Annotated in this window: 13 protein-coding genes; 3 read left to right on the top strand and 10 right to left on the bottom strand. The window is 58.3% G+C overall.

Features of this window, described 5'->3' with window-relative positions:
- Window positions 1-2 precede the first annotated feature (2 nt).
- The 3 genes from cyoB to KBY08_RS08375 all read right to left on the bottom strand — a co-directional run bounded on the left by cyoB (window position 3) and on the right by KBY08_RS08375 (window position 3,933).
- The gene (gene cyoB, locus KBY08_RS08385) at window positions 3-2,015 is read right to left on the bottom strand and encodes a cytochrome o ubiquinol oxidase subunit I (protein ID WP_011266851.1); all 2,013 of its coding nucleotides are present in this window, start codon (window positions 2,013-2,015) and stop codon (window positions 3-5) included.
- A 3-nt stretch (window positions 2,016-2,018) separates the two neighbouring features.
- On the bottom strand, window positions 2,019-2,960 hold the full coding sequence (gene cyoA / locus KBY08_RS08380; protein WP_011266850.1) for a ubiquinol oxidase subunit II: 942 nt from the start codon (window positions 2,958-2,960) through the stop codon (window positions 2,019-2,021).
- Window positions 2,961-3,423: 463 nt separating this feature from the next.
- Window positions 3,424-3,933: a disulfide bond formation protein B gene (locus KBY08_RS08375; protein ID WP_024642500.1), complete on the bottom strand. Its 510-nt coding sequence runs from the start codon at window positions 3,931-3,933 to the stop codon at window positions 3,424-3,426.
- Window positions 3,934-4,539: 606 nt separating this feature from the next.
- Between KBY08_RS08375 and KBY08_RS08370 the strand changes: the two genes are divergently transcribed.
- From KBY08_RS08370 to KBY08_RS08360, 3 genes are all read left to right on the top strand, one after another.
- The gene (locus tag KBY08_RS08370; RefSeq protein ID WP_003408993.1) at window positions 4,540-5,436 is read left to right on the top strand and encodes a chemotaxis protein; all 897 of its coding nucleotides are present in this window, start codon (window positions 4,540-4,542) and stop codon (window positions 5,434-5,436) included.
- Between the two features lie 65 nt (window positions 5,437-5,501).
- Entirely contained in the window at window positions 5,502-5,963 is a 462-nt protein-coding gene (locus KBY08_RS08365) for a GNAT family N-acetyltransferase (RefSeq protein WP_111522053.1), read from the top strand.
- Window positions 5,964-6,079: 116 nt separating this feature from the next.
- Window positions 6,080-6,835, top strand: coding sequence for a YkgJ family cysteine cluster protein (locus KBY08_RS08360; protein WP_011266848.1), 756 nt, complete (start codon window positions 6,080-6,082; stop codon window positions 6,833-6,835).
- A 17-nt stretch (window positions 6,836-6,852) separates the two neighbouring features.
- Here KBY08_RS08360 and KBY08_RS08355 read toward each other — a convergent pair whose 3' ends face one another.
- The 7 genes from KBY08_RS08355 to KBY08_RS08325 form a co-directional block, all read right to left on the bottom strand.
- Window positions 6,853-7,077 (bottom strand): hypothetical protein, encoded by a 225-nt coding sequence (locus KBY08_RS08355; RefSeq protein ID WP_004406626.1) that lies wholly within the window; start codon window positions 7,075-7,077, stop codon window positions 6,853-6,855.
- Between the two features lie 93 nt (window positions 7,078-7,170).
- Entirely contained in the window at window positions 7,171-8,169 is a 999-nt protein-coding gene (locus tag KBY08_RS08350; RefSeq protein ID WP_004406627.1) for a fimbrial protein, read from the bottom strand.
- 1 nt (window position 8,170) lies between these two features.
- Window positions 8,171-8,956 carry a molecular chaperone gene (locus KBY08_RS08345; RefSeq protein WP_058399015.1) on the bottom strand — a complete coding sequence of 262 codons (786 nt, stop codon included), beginning with the start codon at window positions 8,954-8,956 and terminating at the stop codon, window positions 8,171-8,173.
- Window positions 8,953-11,415, bottom strand: coding sequence for a fimbria/pilus outer membrane usher protein (locus KBY08_RS08340; RefSeq protein ID WP_177410917.1), 2,463 nt, complete (start codon window positions 11,413-11,415; stop codon window positions 8,953-8,955). Before KBY08_RS08340 ends, KBY08_RS08345 begins: the two co-directional genes overlap by 4 nt.
- 203 nt (window positions 11,416-11,618) lie before the next feature.
- On the bottom strand, window positions 11,619-12,371 hold the full coding sequence (locus KBY08_RS08335; RefSeq protein WP_024660807.1) for a molecular chaperone: 753 nt from the start codon (window positions 12,369-12,371) through the stop codon (window positions 11,619-11,621).
- Between the two features lie 63 nt (window positions 12,372-12,434).
- On the bottom strand, window positions 12,435-13,019 hold the full coding sequence (locus tag KBY08_RS08330; RefSeq protein WP_011266843.1) for a fimbrial protein: 585 nt from the start codon (window positions 13,017-13,019) through the stop codon (window positions 12,435-12,437).
- Between the two features lie 330 nt (window positions 13,020-13,349).
- Complete coding sequence (locus KBY08_RS08325) at window positions 13,350-13,730, bottom strand: hypothetical protein (protein WP_024639201.1); 381 nt, start codon at window positions 13,728-13,730, stop codon at window positions 13,350-13,352.
- Window positions 13,731-13,962 lie beyond the last annotated feature (232 nt).

The raw sequence follows: 13,962 nt of genomic DNA, 5'->3' as shown, positions 1-13,962 counted from the left end.
GTTTAAACCTGTTCCAGCGAGGACTTGACAGGAGTGTATGCACCGTTGGCCGCCAGGACCTTGTGATGCTCACCTTCAATACGCGCTACATCTTCAGCCGGCACCATGTAGCCCTGGTCGTCACGGACAGCGTGAGCAACGAAGACGGCAATGGTCGCGACCAGGCTTGCGCCTACCAGCCACCAGATGTGCCAGATGAATGCGAAGCCGAAGACCGTCAGCAACATACCCATGTACAGGCCGGTAGCCGTGTTGTTAGGCATGTGGATCGCCGAGTAGCGGGCAGGAACCTTGTAAGCGGTACCGGCACGTTTCGCATCGGTGAACGGGTCGATATCGTCAGCTTTTGGCAGCTCGGCAAAGTTGTAGAACGGTGGAGGCGAAGAAGTGGACCATTCCAGGGTATGGCCATTCCATGGGTCACCGGTCAGATCGCGGTTGTTGTCGCGGTCACGGATACTCACGAACAGCTGGATCAGCTGAGAAGCGATACCCATGGCGATCAGCACGGCACCGAACAGCGCGACGTCCAGGTAGATGTTCCACTCTGGCATGTCGGTAGCGTTCAGACGACGGGTCATGCCCAGGAAGCCCAGCGCGTACAGCGGCATGAATGCGACGAAGAAGCCGACGATCCAGAACCAGAACGCTGCCTTGCCCCACTTCTCGTTCAGGGTGAAACCGAACGCTTTAGGGAACCAGAACGCGAAGCCGGCGATGTAACCGAATACCGCACCGCCGATGATGACGTTGTGGAAGTGAGCGATTACGAACAGGCTGTTGTGCAGCACGAAGTCAGCACCCGGGATCGCCAACAGAACGCCGGTCATGCCGCCGATCGAGAAGGTGACCATGAAGCCCAGGGTCCAGAGTACCGGTGCAGTGAAGCGCAGACGGCCCTGATACATGGTGAACAGCCAGTTGAACAGCTTCACACCCGTCGGGATCGCAATCAGCATCGTCGCCAGACCGAAGAAGGCGTTGACGTTGGCACCCGCCCCCATGGTGAAGAAGTGGTGCAGCCAGACCATGAAGCCCAGGATACAGATCGCACCGGAGGCGAAGATCATCGACTTGTGGCCGAACAGACGCTTGCCGGAGAACGTCGAGATGACTTCCGAGAACACGCCGAAGGCCGGCAGGATCAGGATGTACACCTCAGGGTGACCCCACGCCCAGAACAGGTTCACGTACATCATGGGGTTACCGCCCATTTCGTTCGTGAAAATGTGGAAGTCCAGGTAGCGGTCAAGGGTCAGGAACGCCAGGGTAGCGGTCAGGATCGGGAACGAAGCCACGATCAGGATGTTTGCCCAGGTGCAGGTCCAGGTGAAGATCGGCATGTCCATCAGTTTCATGCCAGGGGTACGCATCTTCAGCACGGTCACGAGGAAGTTGACCCCCGTCAGCGTCGTACCCAAGCCGGATAACTGTAGCGCCCAGATGTAGTAGTCAACCCCTACGCCAGGACTGTATTGCAACCCGGAAAGAGGCGGATACGCGACCCAGCCGGTCTTGGCGAACTCACCGACACCCAGGGAGATGTTGATCAGCAGCATACCTGCGACCAGCAGCCAGAAGCTCAGGGAGTTCAGGAACGGGAACGCCACGTCGCGAGCGCCGATCTGCAGAGGCAGAACGATGTTCATCAGACCCGTGAAGAACGGCATCGCCATGAAGATGATCATGATCACACCGTGAGCGGTGAAGATCTGGTCATAGTGTTCAGGCGGAAGGAACCCTTCGGAACCGTTCTGGGCCATCGCCAGTTGGGTACGCATCATGATTGCGTCGGCAAAACCGCGCAGCAGCATGACCATGGCAACGACGATGTACATCACGCCGATTTTCTTGTGGTCGACAGAGGTCAGCCACTCAGACCACAAGTACGTCCACTTGCGGAAATAGGTGATCAACCCGACAACCGCAATGCCGCCGAGCGCGATCATGGCAAGTGTCACCATGACTATGGGCTCGTGGAACGGCACCGCTTCCAGACTTAATTTGCCAAACATCGTTTACTCCTCTGCCCCAGCAGCTGAATTTTTGCCTTTTTCCGCACCAGCCTCACCGGCTACTTCCTTCTCACCAGCAACAACCTTCTTGCCCGGATTCATACCTTCATACTTGTCGATGACGATCTGGAACAGGTTCGGGGTGACCGAGGAAAAGAGTTCGACAGGGTTGCGTTCGCTTGGCTTGATCAACTCGGCGTATTCGGCCGTGCCAAGCTTTTTGGGCGAGCTCTTGACTTCGCTGACCCAGCTGTCGAAATCAGCCTGGCTGGTAGCGATGGCCTTGAACTTCATGCCGGTAAAGCCTGCGCCACTGTAGTTGGCCGAAATACCGTTGAATTCGTGATTCTCGTTGGCGATGAGGTGCAGCTTGGTGTGCATGCCCGCCATCGCGTAGATCTGACCACCCAGACCCGGGATGAAGAACGAGTTCATCACGCTGTCCGAGGTCACCTGGAAGTTGATCGGAGTCTTGGCCGGGAACACGATCTTGTTGACCGTGGCAATGCCGTAGTCCGGGTAGATGAATACCCATTTCCAGTCAACCGAGATCGCCTGGATGGTGACCGGCTTGACGTCCGAATCAAGCGGACGGTAAGGGTCCAGCGAGTGAGTCGAGACGTAGGTGATGTACCCCAGGAAGACCAGCAACAGCATGGGTACGCCCCAGACTGCGATTTCGATCTTGGTGGAGTGAGACCAGTCCGGCGTGTACTTGGCAGCCTTGTTCGATGCGCGATACTTCCAGGCGAAGATCAGGGTCATCAGGATGACCGGGATCACGACAATCAGCATCAGCAACGTTGCGATTACGATCAGGTTCCGCTGCTCGATACCCACCTGCCCTTTTGGATCGAGCAGAGGTACGCCATCGCATCCACTGAGCAAAAGCATACAGAAAAGGGCCAAGAAGCCAAAAAACCTGGGGTACCTTTTTTTACTCATTTCACGACCTCTAAAAGCAGCTTGCGCGGTGCAGTTGGGTTTCGACCGCCAACACTTCGCCCTGCCAGTGCCGGCTAATTTTTTTGAATTGAACAAGGGCCGCCGGTACGCACAGCGGCGTATCGACAAGTCCGGGTTTAGCTATGGATTCTTGTTTTTTGAGTTGCTGGAACTGCCCAAAACTTCGGGCAGACGCTTTCGACGCGGCCATCATACGCCCTCAGAGGCAAGCGTTGCGCTGCCTGTTCAGAGTGCACAGGGGACGCTCCAAGCCTCAAAATGCTGATCGTTCGGCCAAGCTGAACGACAAGTGACGGGGATTGTAGATACGTAAATTTTTAATGACTATGCCTAATTTTGTAACAGTTATTCTCTATATGCGTAACAATCCTCCTCCAAACGCCTCAGCGTACTCGAAAAAAGCCCCGTATTCACGGGGCGTTTTTAGCGAAAGCCCCTGAAGTTAGTAAGGTTTGCGACGATTGCGAATGATGCACGCCGGTACCAGAACTGCAGTCAGGACAAAAGCCGTCAGCGCCCATTGCGCGAGTGATAATCCGAGAACCGGCGGATATGGCGTGGTGCAGAAACCGCCGACCTGGAACCCTGTAGGAAACAGTGTAGCCAATGGCAGGCCATCGACAATCGGCTGCAACACGTCGATACCGCAACTGTCGGACGGATGGGCAAGGATCCAGACATGCCGGCCGGCAGCGGCAATGCCGCCAAGGGCGCTGAGGGTCACCAGGGTTTCAAACGCCGTGACGCTGCGACGCCCGGGCATGGCGGCGCCAATGAACGCAAAAATGGCGATGAACAACAGTGCGTATCGCTGCAGGATGCACAGCGGGCAAGGCGCTTCGTCCAGGACGACCTGCATGTACAGGGCGCCGCCGATCAGGGCCAGACAGATAATACCCAGCAAAACCAGAAAGCGCTTTTCGCGTCTCAGGTACAACGTGTTGTCGCTCATTCACATACCTTACTGAACTGATGAAAGGGTTGGTCAACGCCATGCAGCGTTCGCAGCCTGAACGGGGGTACGGCCTGGCTGCGCCAAGACGTGCGCGATGATCATCTGTCTGATTCGGCAACTCAAGCGTTGGCCAGCCATACGGACGCATTTGCCGGTCAGGTGGTCTGCGCGGCAGCACATCCACAACCGGCAGGACGCTTTTGCAGGAACCGGGTGCAAAGCCCTTCTATATATAGAAGGGTGCGTCAGTTTGTCGCAGCTCTTCTTCTATATATAGCTGCGGTATTTTGTCGCAGGGTGCCTTTCTGTCAAAGCACTATGGCGTGCGAAACCGCGACGCAGGTCGTCGGAAGGCAGAGAGCGACAATGTGCCGCCCTCTCCCGGTTTGACGCAACCGAAGCCAGACTGCCACTATCGGCACATGGGCAGCCAGTTTGTCGGGCCCGCCGTGGTGTGGTGCAACGGCTTTCAATGGCAAGCGAACGGACGCGCTCGGCTGTCGGTTAAAAATCCTCAAGCCTGCCGGCCGCAGGTCGATAACCTGTCATAGAAAGTTGTTTGCCGCTACCAGGCGACGAAATACCTACAGCCAGAAGGTTCATATGTCCAAGAACGTCCGAGCAGATTCACTTTCGCTGCTCCTCTTCACGTTGCGCAGCGGCAAGCTGATGGCGATCAACCTGCTCAAGGTCAGCGAGATCATTCCCTGCCCGCCTCTGACCCATCTTCCCGAATCGCACCCACACGTCAAAGGTATTGCGACGCTACGTGGCTCGTCACTGTCGGTTATCGATCTGAGTCGTGCGATCGGCGAGCGTCCACTGGCCGATCCCGACGGTGGCTGCCTGATCGTCACGGATGTCAGCCGCTCGAAACAGGGCCTGCACGTTCAGGCCGTCAGCAAGATTGTGCATTGCCTGACCACCGATATCCGTCCGCCGCCCTACGGGTCGAGCAGCAAGTCGTTCATCACCGGGGTCACCCAGGTCGACGGCGTGCTGGTGCAAGTACTGGACATCGAAAAAGTGATCCACGGCATCGCCCCTGCACAGATCGTCGTGCAGTCGACGGAGCTGGCCAAAGAGGATGCGGAACTGCTGAGCAAGGCGCGGATTCTGGTCGTCGATGACAGTCAGGTTGCCCTGCAGCAGTCGATCATTACCTTGCGCAATCTCGGCCTCGAATGCCACACGGCGCGCAGTGCCAAAGAGGCTATCGACGTTCTGCTCGACCTGCAGGGTACTGCGCGACAGATCAACGTGGTGGTGTCCGATATCGAGATGTCGGAGATGGACGGCTATGCCCTCACCCGCACGCTCCGGGATACGCCGGACTTCAGTGATCTGTACATTCTGCTGCACACCTCGCTCGACAGCGCGATGAACAGCGAGAAGTCACAGATCGCCGGGGCCAATGCCGTGCTGACCAAGTTCTCGTCACCCGAGTTGACCAAATGCCTGATCGAGGCCGCGCGTACGGTCGTCGCCCAAGGGCTCTGATCCCTGAGCGCACGGCGACACAACGTCCGAACCTGACCGATGCATCCGCCGCTCATTACTGGCTGATGCGTCGGGATCTTGCAGTGCCAGTGCCCATCCCGGCCTGGCCGCCTGGCATCCAGCCACATCCCTTCACGCTTGAGCGAGCCGCAGAGGTTCACCGCCTGCTGACTCTGGGTTATGGCAGCGCCGCAGGCTGCGTGGCGGATTATCCGGACTGGCTGGCTGCATTCGAACACGATCCCGACTGCGATCCGTCGCTGTGCTTTCTGGCCATGCGTGACGAAACGGTAGTCGGTGTGATCGTGTGCTGGACCAGCGCATTCATCAGGGACCTGGTTGTGCACCCTGATGTGCGACACAGCGGGATCGGCCACGCCCTGCTCAATCATTTGTTCGCCCACCTGCATACGCGCAATGAAGCAGCGGTCGACCTTCACGTCATGGAAAACAACCTGGCGGCGCGGCGGCTTTACGAAAAATCCGCAATGGCCTATCTCAAGCGTTTCGACATTCCTGCAGCCTGAACCCGCTGTTCACGGCCCGGCGACTGGCGCGCAACTTGCTTCCCGAGACACATCAAGCGAGTGAGTGACCAATTGTTGTCGCTTGCAGCCTAACTGTTGGACGGGTCATCGAGATAATGGACACCAAGTTTTCCTGCGTGGGTTGTGGCGGCTGTTGCACCGACCATCACGTACCGTTGACGCTCAACGAAGCCGCGCAGTGGGCGGCCGATGGCGGCAACGTCATCGTGCTGACCGAGGCATTTTTGAGCAATGGTTATGGGGTTTCCGAGGCGCAGCTCACCCATGCCAGCCGTCGCTCGACCGAGGTCAGCAGTGGCAGTACGACAGCCTTTGTGGCGATCACCTTCGCAGCCTACAACGTCGGGCGCTGCCGGAATCTTGACGAGAAGAACCTGTGTCGCATCTACGAGCGCCGGCCACTGGTGTGCCGGATCTATCCGATGGAGATCAATCCACACATTCCGTTGCGCCCGGAGAACAAGGGCTGCCCGCCAGAGTCCTGGGAGCAGGGTCCGGACCTTATCGTTAACGACAGGCTGGTCGATACTCAACTGATGGACCTGATCGAACAGTCGCGTCAGGCCGATCGGGATGAAATAGACACCAAACAGCTGATTTGCCAGAAGCTGGGCATTCGCACCACCGCCCTCAAGGGCAACGGTTTCGTCGCCTACCTGCCGGACATGGGCGCGTTTGCTGCCGCCATCGAAGAGGTCAAAAACCCTGCACAGGAGGGGCAAGCCCAAGGCTCGAAGTGGGAATTTCACGTCGCCGGCCAGCACGTTCTGGACACCCTGCAACAGGAAGGTGCCGAGGTGACTGACCGGCAGCCGGTTTCCTACCTGTTCATTCCTTTGCAGGCGGCCTGACAGGATCTCTCAGGCAATCAGCGCTTGCCCATCGACCTGCGGGTGCCAGCCGGCGCGACGCCCGGGGTCTTGTGGTGGCCGTGCTTGTTGTTTTTCTGATGCCACGCCGGCTCTTTTTTGGCCTGGGCAAACTCCGAAGGCTTGAACGGAAAGCTGAAAGGCGCAATGACAGCCCTCTTTTCAGTGTCTGCGACGGAGTCGGCTGCGGCGTCTTGAACAGGAGGTTGTTCAGGCGTGGTCATGGTGTCACCAGAAAGTCGAATTGGCCGGGCAAATGCCCGCGGCCGCGCAGCATACATTAATCGCCGCACAACCGCCCGAGCCTCCTGTCGCCGTCATTTGTAGAACAGATCGACCATCACCTCGGCATTGAACGGTCCGGGCCTTGGCATGTTGGTGTTCCACAGCAGTTCGGCATTGAAGTCCGCCCTGGCTGTGTTGGTTTCGCCGAGCAATTCCGCCAGATGGAATGGCTCGTTGTAACGTAGCGGCTGACCGTTTACTGCGCTGGTAATGCGTATCCCCAATGAATCATTACCGACGGGGATCAGCAGCTCGCCAGACAGAGTGCCTGTCACCGGCCTGAAACGCGCATCAATGCTGAACGGCGAATCACAGCTGCGGCTGGTCAGCAGGGAGAATGTCTGGGTAGCAGTCACTTTGCCAATCGCCACCTGGTGTATCGCAACGTCGCCAAATTCCACGGTTTCCGGGAGCACCTGCAGATCGGCATCGCAGGCCACGAACCTCAGCCCCCGCAGGTTATTGATCACATAACTGAGGCTGCGCCCTGACAGCCGACTCGGGTCTGTCGCGCCGCCCAGTTGAAAGAACCGGTAATCCAGCAGGTCACTGGCCAAACCGGAGGGCGGTGTAGCGCCGAACTTCTGGATGAATACCGAAAACGCCAGGCTGAAACGCACCTTCGGGCAGTTTTCGAGCGTGTTCTCACCCTCGCGACACATCGGCAGGTAGCTGCCGGTACTCACTCGTCCACTGCCTTGGATGTGATCGATACCCTGTAACGTCATTCCGGCACGAATCCCCTGACCGATCGAACGATTGTCCGGATTCAGGTAGATAAAAATCTCCTGCGCTTCGGACTGCCAGCCCTCTGTGGCGCATTCGACCTGAACGTTCAGAGGTTCGGAACGCCATACCACTTCCCCGTCGGGAATCGACTCCGGGATTGCCACCGTACTGCTCAGGTCATCGTGAATTTCGGTTTCGCCCGTCCCTTGAGTGGTACAGATCAGCGCGAAGGTGGAAGCCGGATGCAGTAACAACAACACGGCGAGGGATCGCAGCCAGCCTCTGGCAGAGAGATGTTTCATATCAGCATTCGTCCTGAATGGAATTATTTTTCGGCAGCCTGGCGGTAGTGGCCGTCTGCCCGGTGAGCTGTGCGCAATGGATCCGTCGGCCGCCGTAGTCGGTCAGCGCCTGGTAGGAAAAACGATGTGTGGCAGAGCGCTCGACACTCGCCGGCACAACCATCGCGACCTGTGCGCCCGGCGCCAGCAACAGATGATCGCCAAGCTGCACCCCGTCGATACGCAGCGCTTGCAGGGCAGCGTGATAGGGCGTCGGGTTACTGACCGTCAGCAACAAGGCGTGAGACGGGTCATGAGTCAGTGTCCACAGCAGCCGCGCGGGAGTGTCGGCCGGATCACCGTCAAGGCCGGGGGGCCGGTAGAACACGTTGATGCGTTGGCGCACGGCGATGTTCAACTGCCCCGCACCGTCCTGGCGTCGGGGTATCTCAAGCACGTAAAGATGCAGCAGCGACTCGTGTTTCTGCGGCATGCCTGCGCCCTGATACAGCACGCGCAAGGTCTGCCTGCCGCCCACCGGCAGGCGTGAAAGCGGTGGCGTGACCACGAATGGCAGCGCCTTGCGAAGCTCACCCGGGGCGTCGTCGTCATCCACTGCGTCACTGAGCCAGGCCTGTAAAAGTGCCTCGGACTTGCCGCGATTGCGCACCTCGAGCGTGACCTCGCGATACTGCCCGTCGAAAATCAGCCGCGTTCCGCTCAGCGAAACAGCCCCGTGCGCCGCCAGGCCGCTCGTCAACAGCACAGCCGTCAACACCGCCTTGCATGAGCCAGCGAAAGCGCTCATCGGCATATCACCCTGATCCGCTCGTAGGCACGCGACGGATCTCTGGGCGGTAGCGAGAATGTTGCCTGACAACGTTGATCGGACCAGCGCACCCACAGGCTGCCGGCATCCTGCTCGCTGAGCACCAGCGCCTGACTGCCGGGATCGACCACTGCCAGCGCCCTGCCCTGTTCATCTTCGACACTGGCACCCAGCGGCACTTTGCTGCCATCGACGCGTACCAGTTCGAACTGGACCCGGCGGCCCACATTGGCCTTGAAGCGCACCACCGGTATCGCGCCCCTGCGCGGCACGATCTGGGTAATAGCGTTTTCCAGATCGACATCAGCGCCCAGTTGCCGGGTATCCAGGCTGACCCAGTTGGTGCGGTAGGCCTGCGCATAGGGCAGAACCGCATAGCCGTTGCCGGCGGTCTCGACGTTACTGAACGACTTCAAGCGGGCGCCACCGACGTCGGGCACCTGAACCAGAGCAAAGGTTTCTCCCAAGGTCTGCCCCAGGTTCACGCCACCGGCATGCGCCACCAGCGAACCTGCGGCGGACAGGCTGAATGCATCGTAGTCCTGGCCCTGGCTATAACCGGCCTCGAAACGGCCGAACGCAGTGCTGGTGCTGACCTTGCCTGCGCCGAAACTGCCGGAGCTGCTGTCACGTCCAGCCTGTACCGAATAGAACGTATCGCGGTCGCCCGGCACCTGACCGTTGAGCCCGGCCTGCGCGTTGTACTCGCCGCGGCTGTCGCGCACCGCGTTGAAAGACAATCGCGACGAGCCGGGGCTGGAGCCGAGCGGCAGGGTCACGCTCAAGGCAACACGATTGTCGGTGCTCGCGTCACCGCTTCGCCCGAAATCCTCGTTGCGTTCGATGGACAGGCTGTAATTGAGCGAATACCAGGCCGCGTTATAGGACAGGTAAAGCTGCCGGGTCTTGCCGGACAGGTTCCAGTAGCGCTGCTCGGACGCCGTCAGGCTCAGCGACGCCGACTGGCCAGGCACTATCTGAGTGATGCTGAGTTCCAGCCGATCCCGCGCCAGCCCAGAGGCCCGCAATTGCCGCAGCGCGCCGCTGTCGCTGACGTGCTGGTTCAGGGTCCGGTATTGCTCGGTCGAATATCGATAACCGGCCACTGCCAACGTGGTGTCGGTGACATCCAGCGTATTGGCATAACGCACGCGCAGGCTCTGGCCACTGCGCGCCCGCTGAGCCACCTTGCTGACCGAGCGGGTAAGGTCCATCGACACCGCGCCCAGCCCGGTGTTGATCCCGGTGCCTATGTTCGCGGCCTGGTAATCCTCGGCCAGTTGCACCCCGGCAAACCCGGTAATCCGTTCGGAAAGACCGTAGATCAGGGCCGCACTGGCAAATGCCGGAGAGGCCTGCTGATCGTCGTTGTTGTCGACCTGCCCACCGGCCAGGCTGTAGCGCAACGAGCCTGCGGGAACCATGATCGGCAGCGACGCGTAGGCCTGAGTGAAGGTTCTTACACGCCCGTCGGCTTCGATGACAGACACCGACAAGTCGCCATTGGAGCCACTGGGATAGATATCGGCAATCTCGAACGGCCCGGGCGACACACCGCCGCTGTAGAGCAGAAAGCCGTTCTGGCGAACTTCCACGGTCGCATTGGTTTCGGCAATCCCGCGGATGACCGGGGCATAGGCCCGCTCGCTGTCAGACAGCATGCCATCGTCAGAGGCCAGCGCCGCGCCCCTGAAGCGGACACTGTCGAATACCTGCGAATCGGTGAACGTCTCGCCCAGCGTGAGCTGGCTTTTCAGGGTGGTGATGTCACGCTGCGCGAAGGTACGATTGCTGCGATAACGCCAGGGCCTGTCACTGCCGCCGACCAGAGAGGACTCGTTGCGCAAACGCCAGGCGCCGACGTTCAGCCCGTTTCGCAGCCCCACGTAGTACTGCTCCGTTTCCAGGCCCTTGTTACGCCGCCGGCTGCCATTGAAGTTGTAGTTGATAAAGCCTGCGGTCTCGCCCTGATCCCAAAGCTCCGGCGACACATAACCGCGAGCACCGCGTGACATCACCGCTTGCGGCACGCTGATTGTCAGTCGCAACGCACCGGGCTGATAGTCGACGCGAGCAAATTCGACACGCGCAGGCAGGTCGAAACAGGCTTGGGCAGATACCTCACCTGACGGTAGACGACTCAAGTCCAGACCAAAGCTCTGTAGCATCTCGAGCGACAGGCAGGGCTCGATCAGGCCTGACAGCGGATTTTTCAAAAAGCGGATGTCGCGCCTGCCGCTCAGTTTGCGATTGACGTAGATATCAACCCGGTAAGTACCGGGCAGTACGCTATTGGAGCGCAGAAACTCCTGAAGGTCAGCCGGCTGATCGCTTCCCTGGATAAAAGCCGTATTGAATCTGGCTGCCCCGTCGCCACCCGACGAGGCGGCCGACGCGCTGACCGCACACATCAACGTCAATCCGAAACCGATACCCAGCGCACCGCGTCGGGGGTGAGGGAGCGCGCACTGGGCAATAACTCCCTTATTAACTTCTTTGCGCCATTCCATAGCGGTCTTCACTCTACTTCGGCTGTCGCGCGCGCCGTGCAATCCTTTTACACAGACGCAGGTCTGCCGGGCTGTCTTGTCACTGAGGCCCGACGGTTTGAATAGTGAACGCTGACAGTGGATGCGCCAGCTTATCGGGGCGACGCCTTGCCGGCGTTAACCGGTTGTTTGTTGCCAAGGGTTGCCTGATAAGGCACTTGTCCGCCGTAGTCATTGAGACTGACGAAACTCAGAACCAACGGCGCACTTGCCGGTGTGTGCTGTAACGGAATACGCAGACGCTGATGTGGCGCCAGCATCTGACTGTCCAGAAGGGCAAGTTCAGTGTCATGTTGACGTATGGAAATCCGGAGCATGGAGACATGGTAGGGGCCGGGATTTTCGACCTGCACACCGGTGTCATCGACCCGTTGCCAGTTCAGTTTTTCCGGCGCCTGCTGTGGATCACCCTGCAAACCATCAGGCCGGAAGAAGACTTTTATGCGTTGACGTACCGCGATCTGCAGCGTGTTTTCTGCTGCGCTCTGGGGTATTTCCTGAACATTGAGCCATAACACCGACTCACGATCGGTGGGCATGTCGGTACCGGAATGAATGATCCGCAATAGTTGCCTGCCACCACCGGCCATACGCGCAAGCGCGGGTGTGACAATAAACGGCAGGTTCTGCAGGCCTTCGTTATTGCTGGCCGCCGCCGTCGGAGATTCAAGCCAGGACTGCAGGAGAATCTCCCCCCCGCCACTGTTGTGCACCCCCAGACTGACCTCTTTGTCGTTGCCCTGGTAAATGACTCGCGTTGTATTCAATACGATGCCCGCCTGAACGGTGGATGCGCAGAACAACCACGCAACAAGCATCGTGTAGCGAAAAAAATCGGAAAACATGCTGGCGTTCGCCTTGAATTCGGTAGAGGACAGAGCGAGCACGGCCCGCCCTGTCCGACACGATTACTCGTAATCCATCACGAACGGCAGAAAGCCGTCGGCATTACCCGGATTGGTGGGCGTGCCGTTAAGCACATACACCGCGCCAAAATTGATTTCAGCGGTGGCACCGCTGGCGCCATCCTTGATGAGTGTGGTGTCGACGGTTTCGTCGCCGCTCAGATCCATCAACACGCTGGAGGCATTGAGCAGGCCGATACCGACGCCATCTGCCGCACCGGTGGTGCGCAGGAGTTTCGCGTCGTTGTTGTCCAGGCCACTGCCGTTACGGGCAATAAGGCGCATCTTCACCATGTTGTATTGGTCGGCACCCGCACTGCAGTTGACCAGCAACTGGATGGGGGAAGCCGTTTCGAATCGGCTTTCGCTCGATACACCGATATCGGAGAAGGACACGTTGCCCAGGTCGATATTGATTTCGCCAGGGTTGGTCCCCGTACTGACACCCGTGCCCGGCCCCACATCGCAGGAGATATTGGTCAGTGTTCCGTTGAAGACCATTGTGCCGTTGTTCGCAGCACTGGCGGTACCTGCCATGCCAGCGCCCATTACGCCCAGAACTGCCAATGTAAGAGAAAGCTTTTTCATGCTAACGACCTTCCTTGTGTTATTTCGTGTGTGCCCGCTATCGGACGGTGAGCACTATAGAGCCAGGTCTATTTCAGTGCTGTCAGCTCGATAACTTTCACCCCGCAGACAACACAACACAACACGCAGGACAGGTCTGTAGGAATAATTATAAGTGGTGCCTTGCACACTGATAAAAACCCTTTTCAATACAGAAGCGCGCCCTTACTCAGGCACAGACTGCCGACGCCTTCACTGTGGCCGAGGTTATGTATCGTTCAAACTTTACAGGCACTGGACTGCCCCTTGAAAGCGTGACAGTCCGGACGAGAAAACACGACAGACCGGTAGTTACTGATAGCTCAACGTGACCACTGCAGCACTTGCCTGCAGGGCTTCTCCGTCGATTAACACGGCGGCAGGCAGCACCTGATACTGCGTCACGAAGGGCATTGCCTGCTCACCACAGACATTGCGTTCGGTGCTCACATGAATAGTGACTCCGGGTGCAACTTCCAGCGTTCGCGAATGAACACCGGGCGCCGTCATCTCTGTACTGGAAATCATGCAACTGCTGTTGACAATACTGCCACGCAACGTAATTGCACCGTCCTTTGCCCATGACGAAGCGGGAGCAGCCAGCAGCAACGTCGACAGGATTGCGACCCACAAACGTTTATCAAGGGACCGTAACTTCACCATCACTTTTCCGTTCGATTTCTGACTGCTCATGGCGTACTCCATTCATAGACTCATACGATAATTTAAGTTGATGAGAGAATGACCTGCCAGAAACCTACTTAGGAAAATGTAGGAAAACTCCTAGGACTTTATAAACATCTGGACAACTATCTCTTCAACATAGATATCGTCCGATTCCGACTTTTCTTGACTGCACGCCACACCCGCTGGAGGCTTTCTGACAAACCTGACAGCTGAAAGTCATTCTGTTGACCGGGTTTGC

Origin of the sequence: Pseudomonas sp. P135 (genome assembly GCF_020312125.1) — a bacterium.
In the GTDB taxonomy this organism is placed as follows: domain Bacteria; phylum Pseudomonadota; class Gammaproteobacteria; order Pseudomonadales; family Pseudomonadaceae; genus Aquipseudomonas; species Aquipseudomonas fragariae.
This window is presented reverse-complemented; position numbering and strand designations above follow the sequence as displayed.

What these genes read in the sequence shown, in the direction of transcription:
- cyoB (WP_011266851.1), bottom strand. Translation starts at nt 2,015, where the DNA reads ATGTTTGGCAAATTAAGTCTGGAAGCGGTGCCGTTCCACGAGCCCATA.
- cyoA (WP_011266850.1), bottom strand. Translation starts at nt 2,960, where the DNA reads ATGAGTAAAAAAAGGTACCCCAGGTTTTTTGGCTTCTTGGCCCTTTTC.
- KBY08_RS08375 (WP_024642500.1), bottom strand. Translation starts at nt 3,933, where the DNA reads ATGAGCGACAACACGTTGTACCTGAGACGCGAAAAGCGCTTTCTGGTT.
- KBY08_RS08370 (WP_003408993.1), top strand. Translation starts at nt 4,540, where the DNA reads ATGTCCAAGAACGTCCGAGCAGATTCACTTTCGCTGCTCCTCTTCACG.
- KBY08_RS08365 (WP_111522053.1), top strand. Translation starts at nt 5,502, where the DNA reads ATGCGTCGGGATCTTGCAGTGCCAGTGCCCATCCCGGCCTGGCCGCCT.
- KBY08_RS08360 (WP_011266848.1), top strand. Translation starts at nt 6,080, where the DNA reads ATGGACACCAAGTTTTCCTGCGTGGGTTGTGGCGGCTGTTGCACCGAC.
- KBY08_RS08355 (WP_004406626.1), bottom strand. Translation starts at nt 7,077, where the DNA reads ATGACCACGCCTGAACAACCTCCTGTTCAAGACGCCGCAGCCGACTCC.
- KBY08_RS08350 (WP_004406627.1), bottom strand. Translation starts at nt 8,169, where the DNA reads ATGAAACATCTCTCTGCCAGAGGCTGGCTGCGATCCCTCGCCGTGTTG.
- KBY08_RS08345 (WP_058399015.1), bottom strand. Translation starts at nt 8,956, where the DNA reads ATGAGCGCTTTCGCTGGCTCATGCAAGGCGGTGTTGACGGCTGTGCTG.
- KBY08_RS08335 (WP_024660807.1), bottom strand. Translation starts at nt 12,371, where the DNA reads ATGTTTTCCGATTTTTTTCGCTACACGATGCTTGTTGCGTGGTTGTTC.
- KBY08_RS08330 (WP_011266843.1), bottom strand. Translation starts at nt 13,019, where the DNA reads ATGAAAAAGCTTTCTCTTACATTGGCAGTTCTGGGCGTAATGGGCGCT.
- KBY08_RS08325 (WP_024639201.1), bottom strand. Translation starts at nt 13,730, where the DNA reads ATGAGCAGTCAGAAATCGAACGGAAAAGTGATGGTGAAGTTACGGTCC.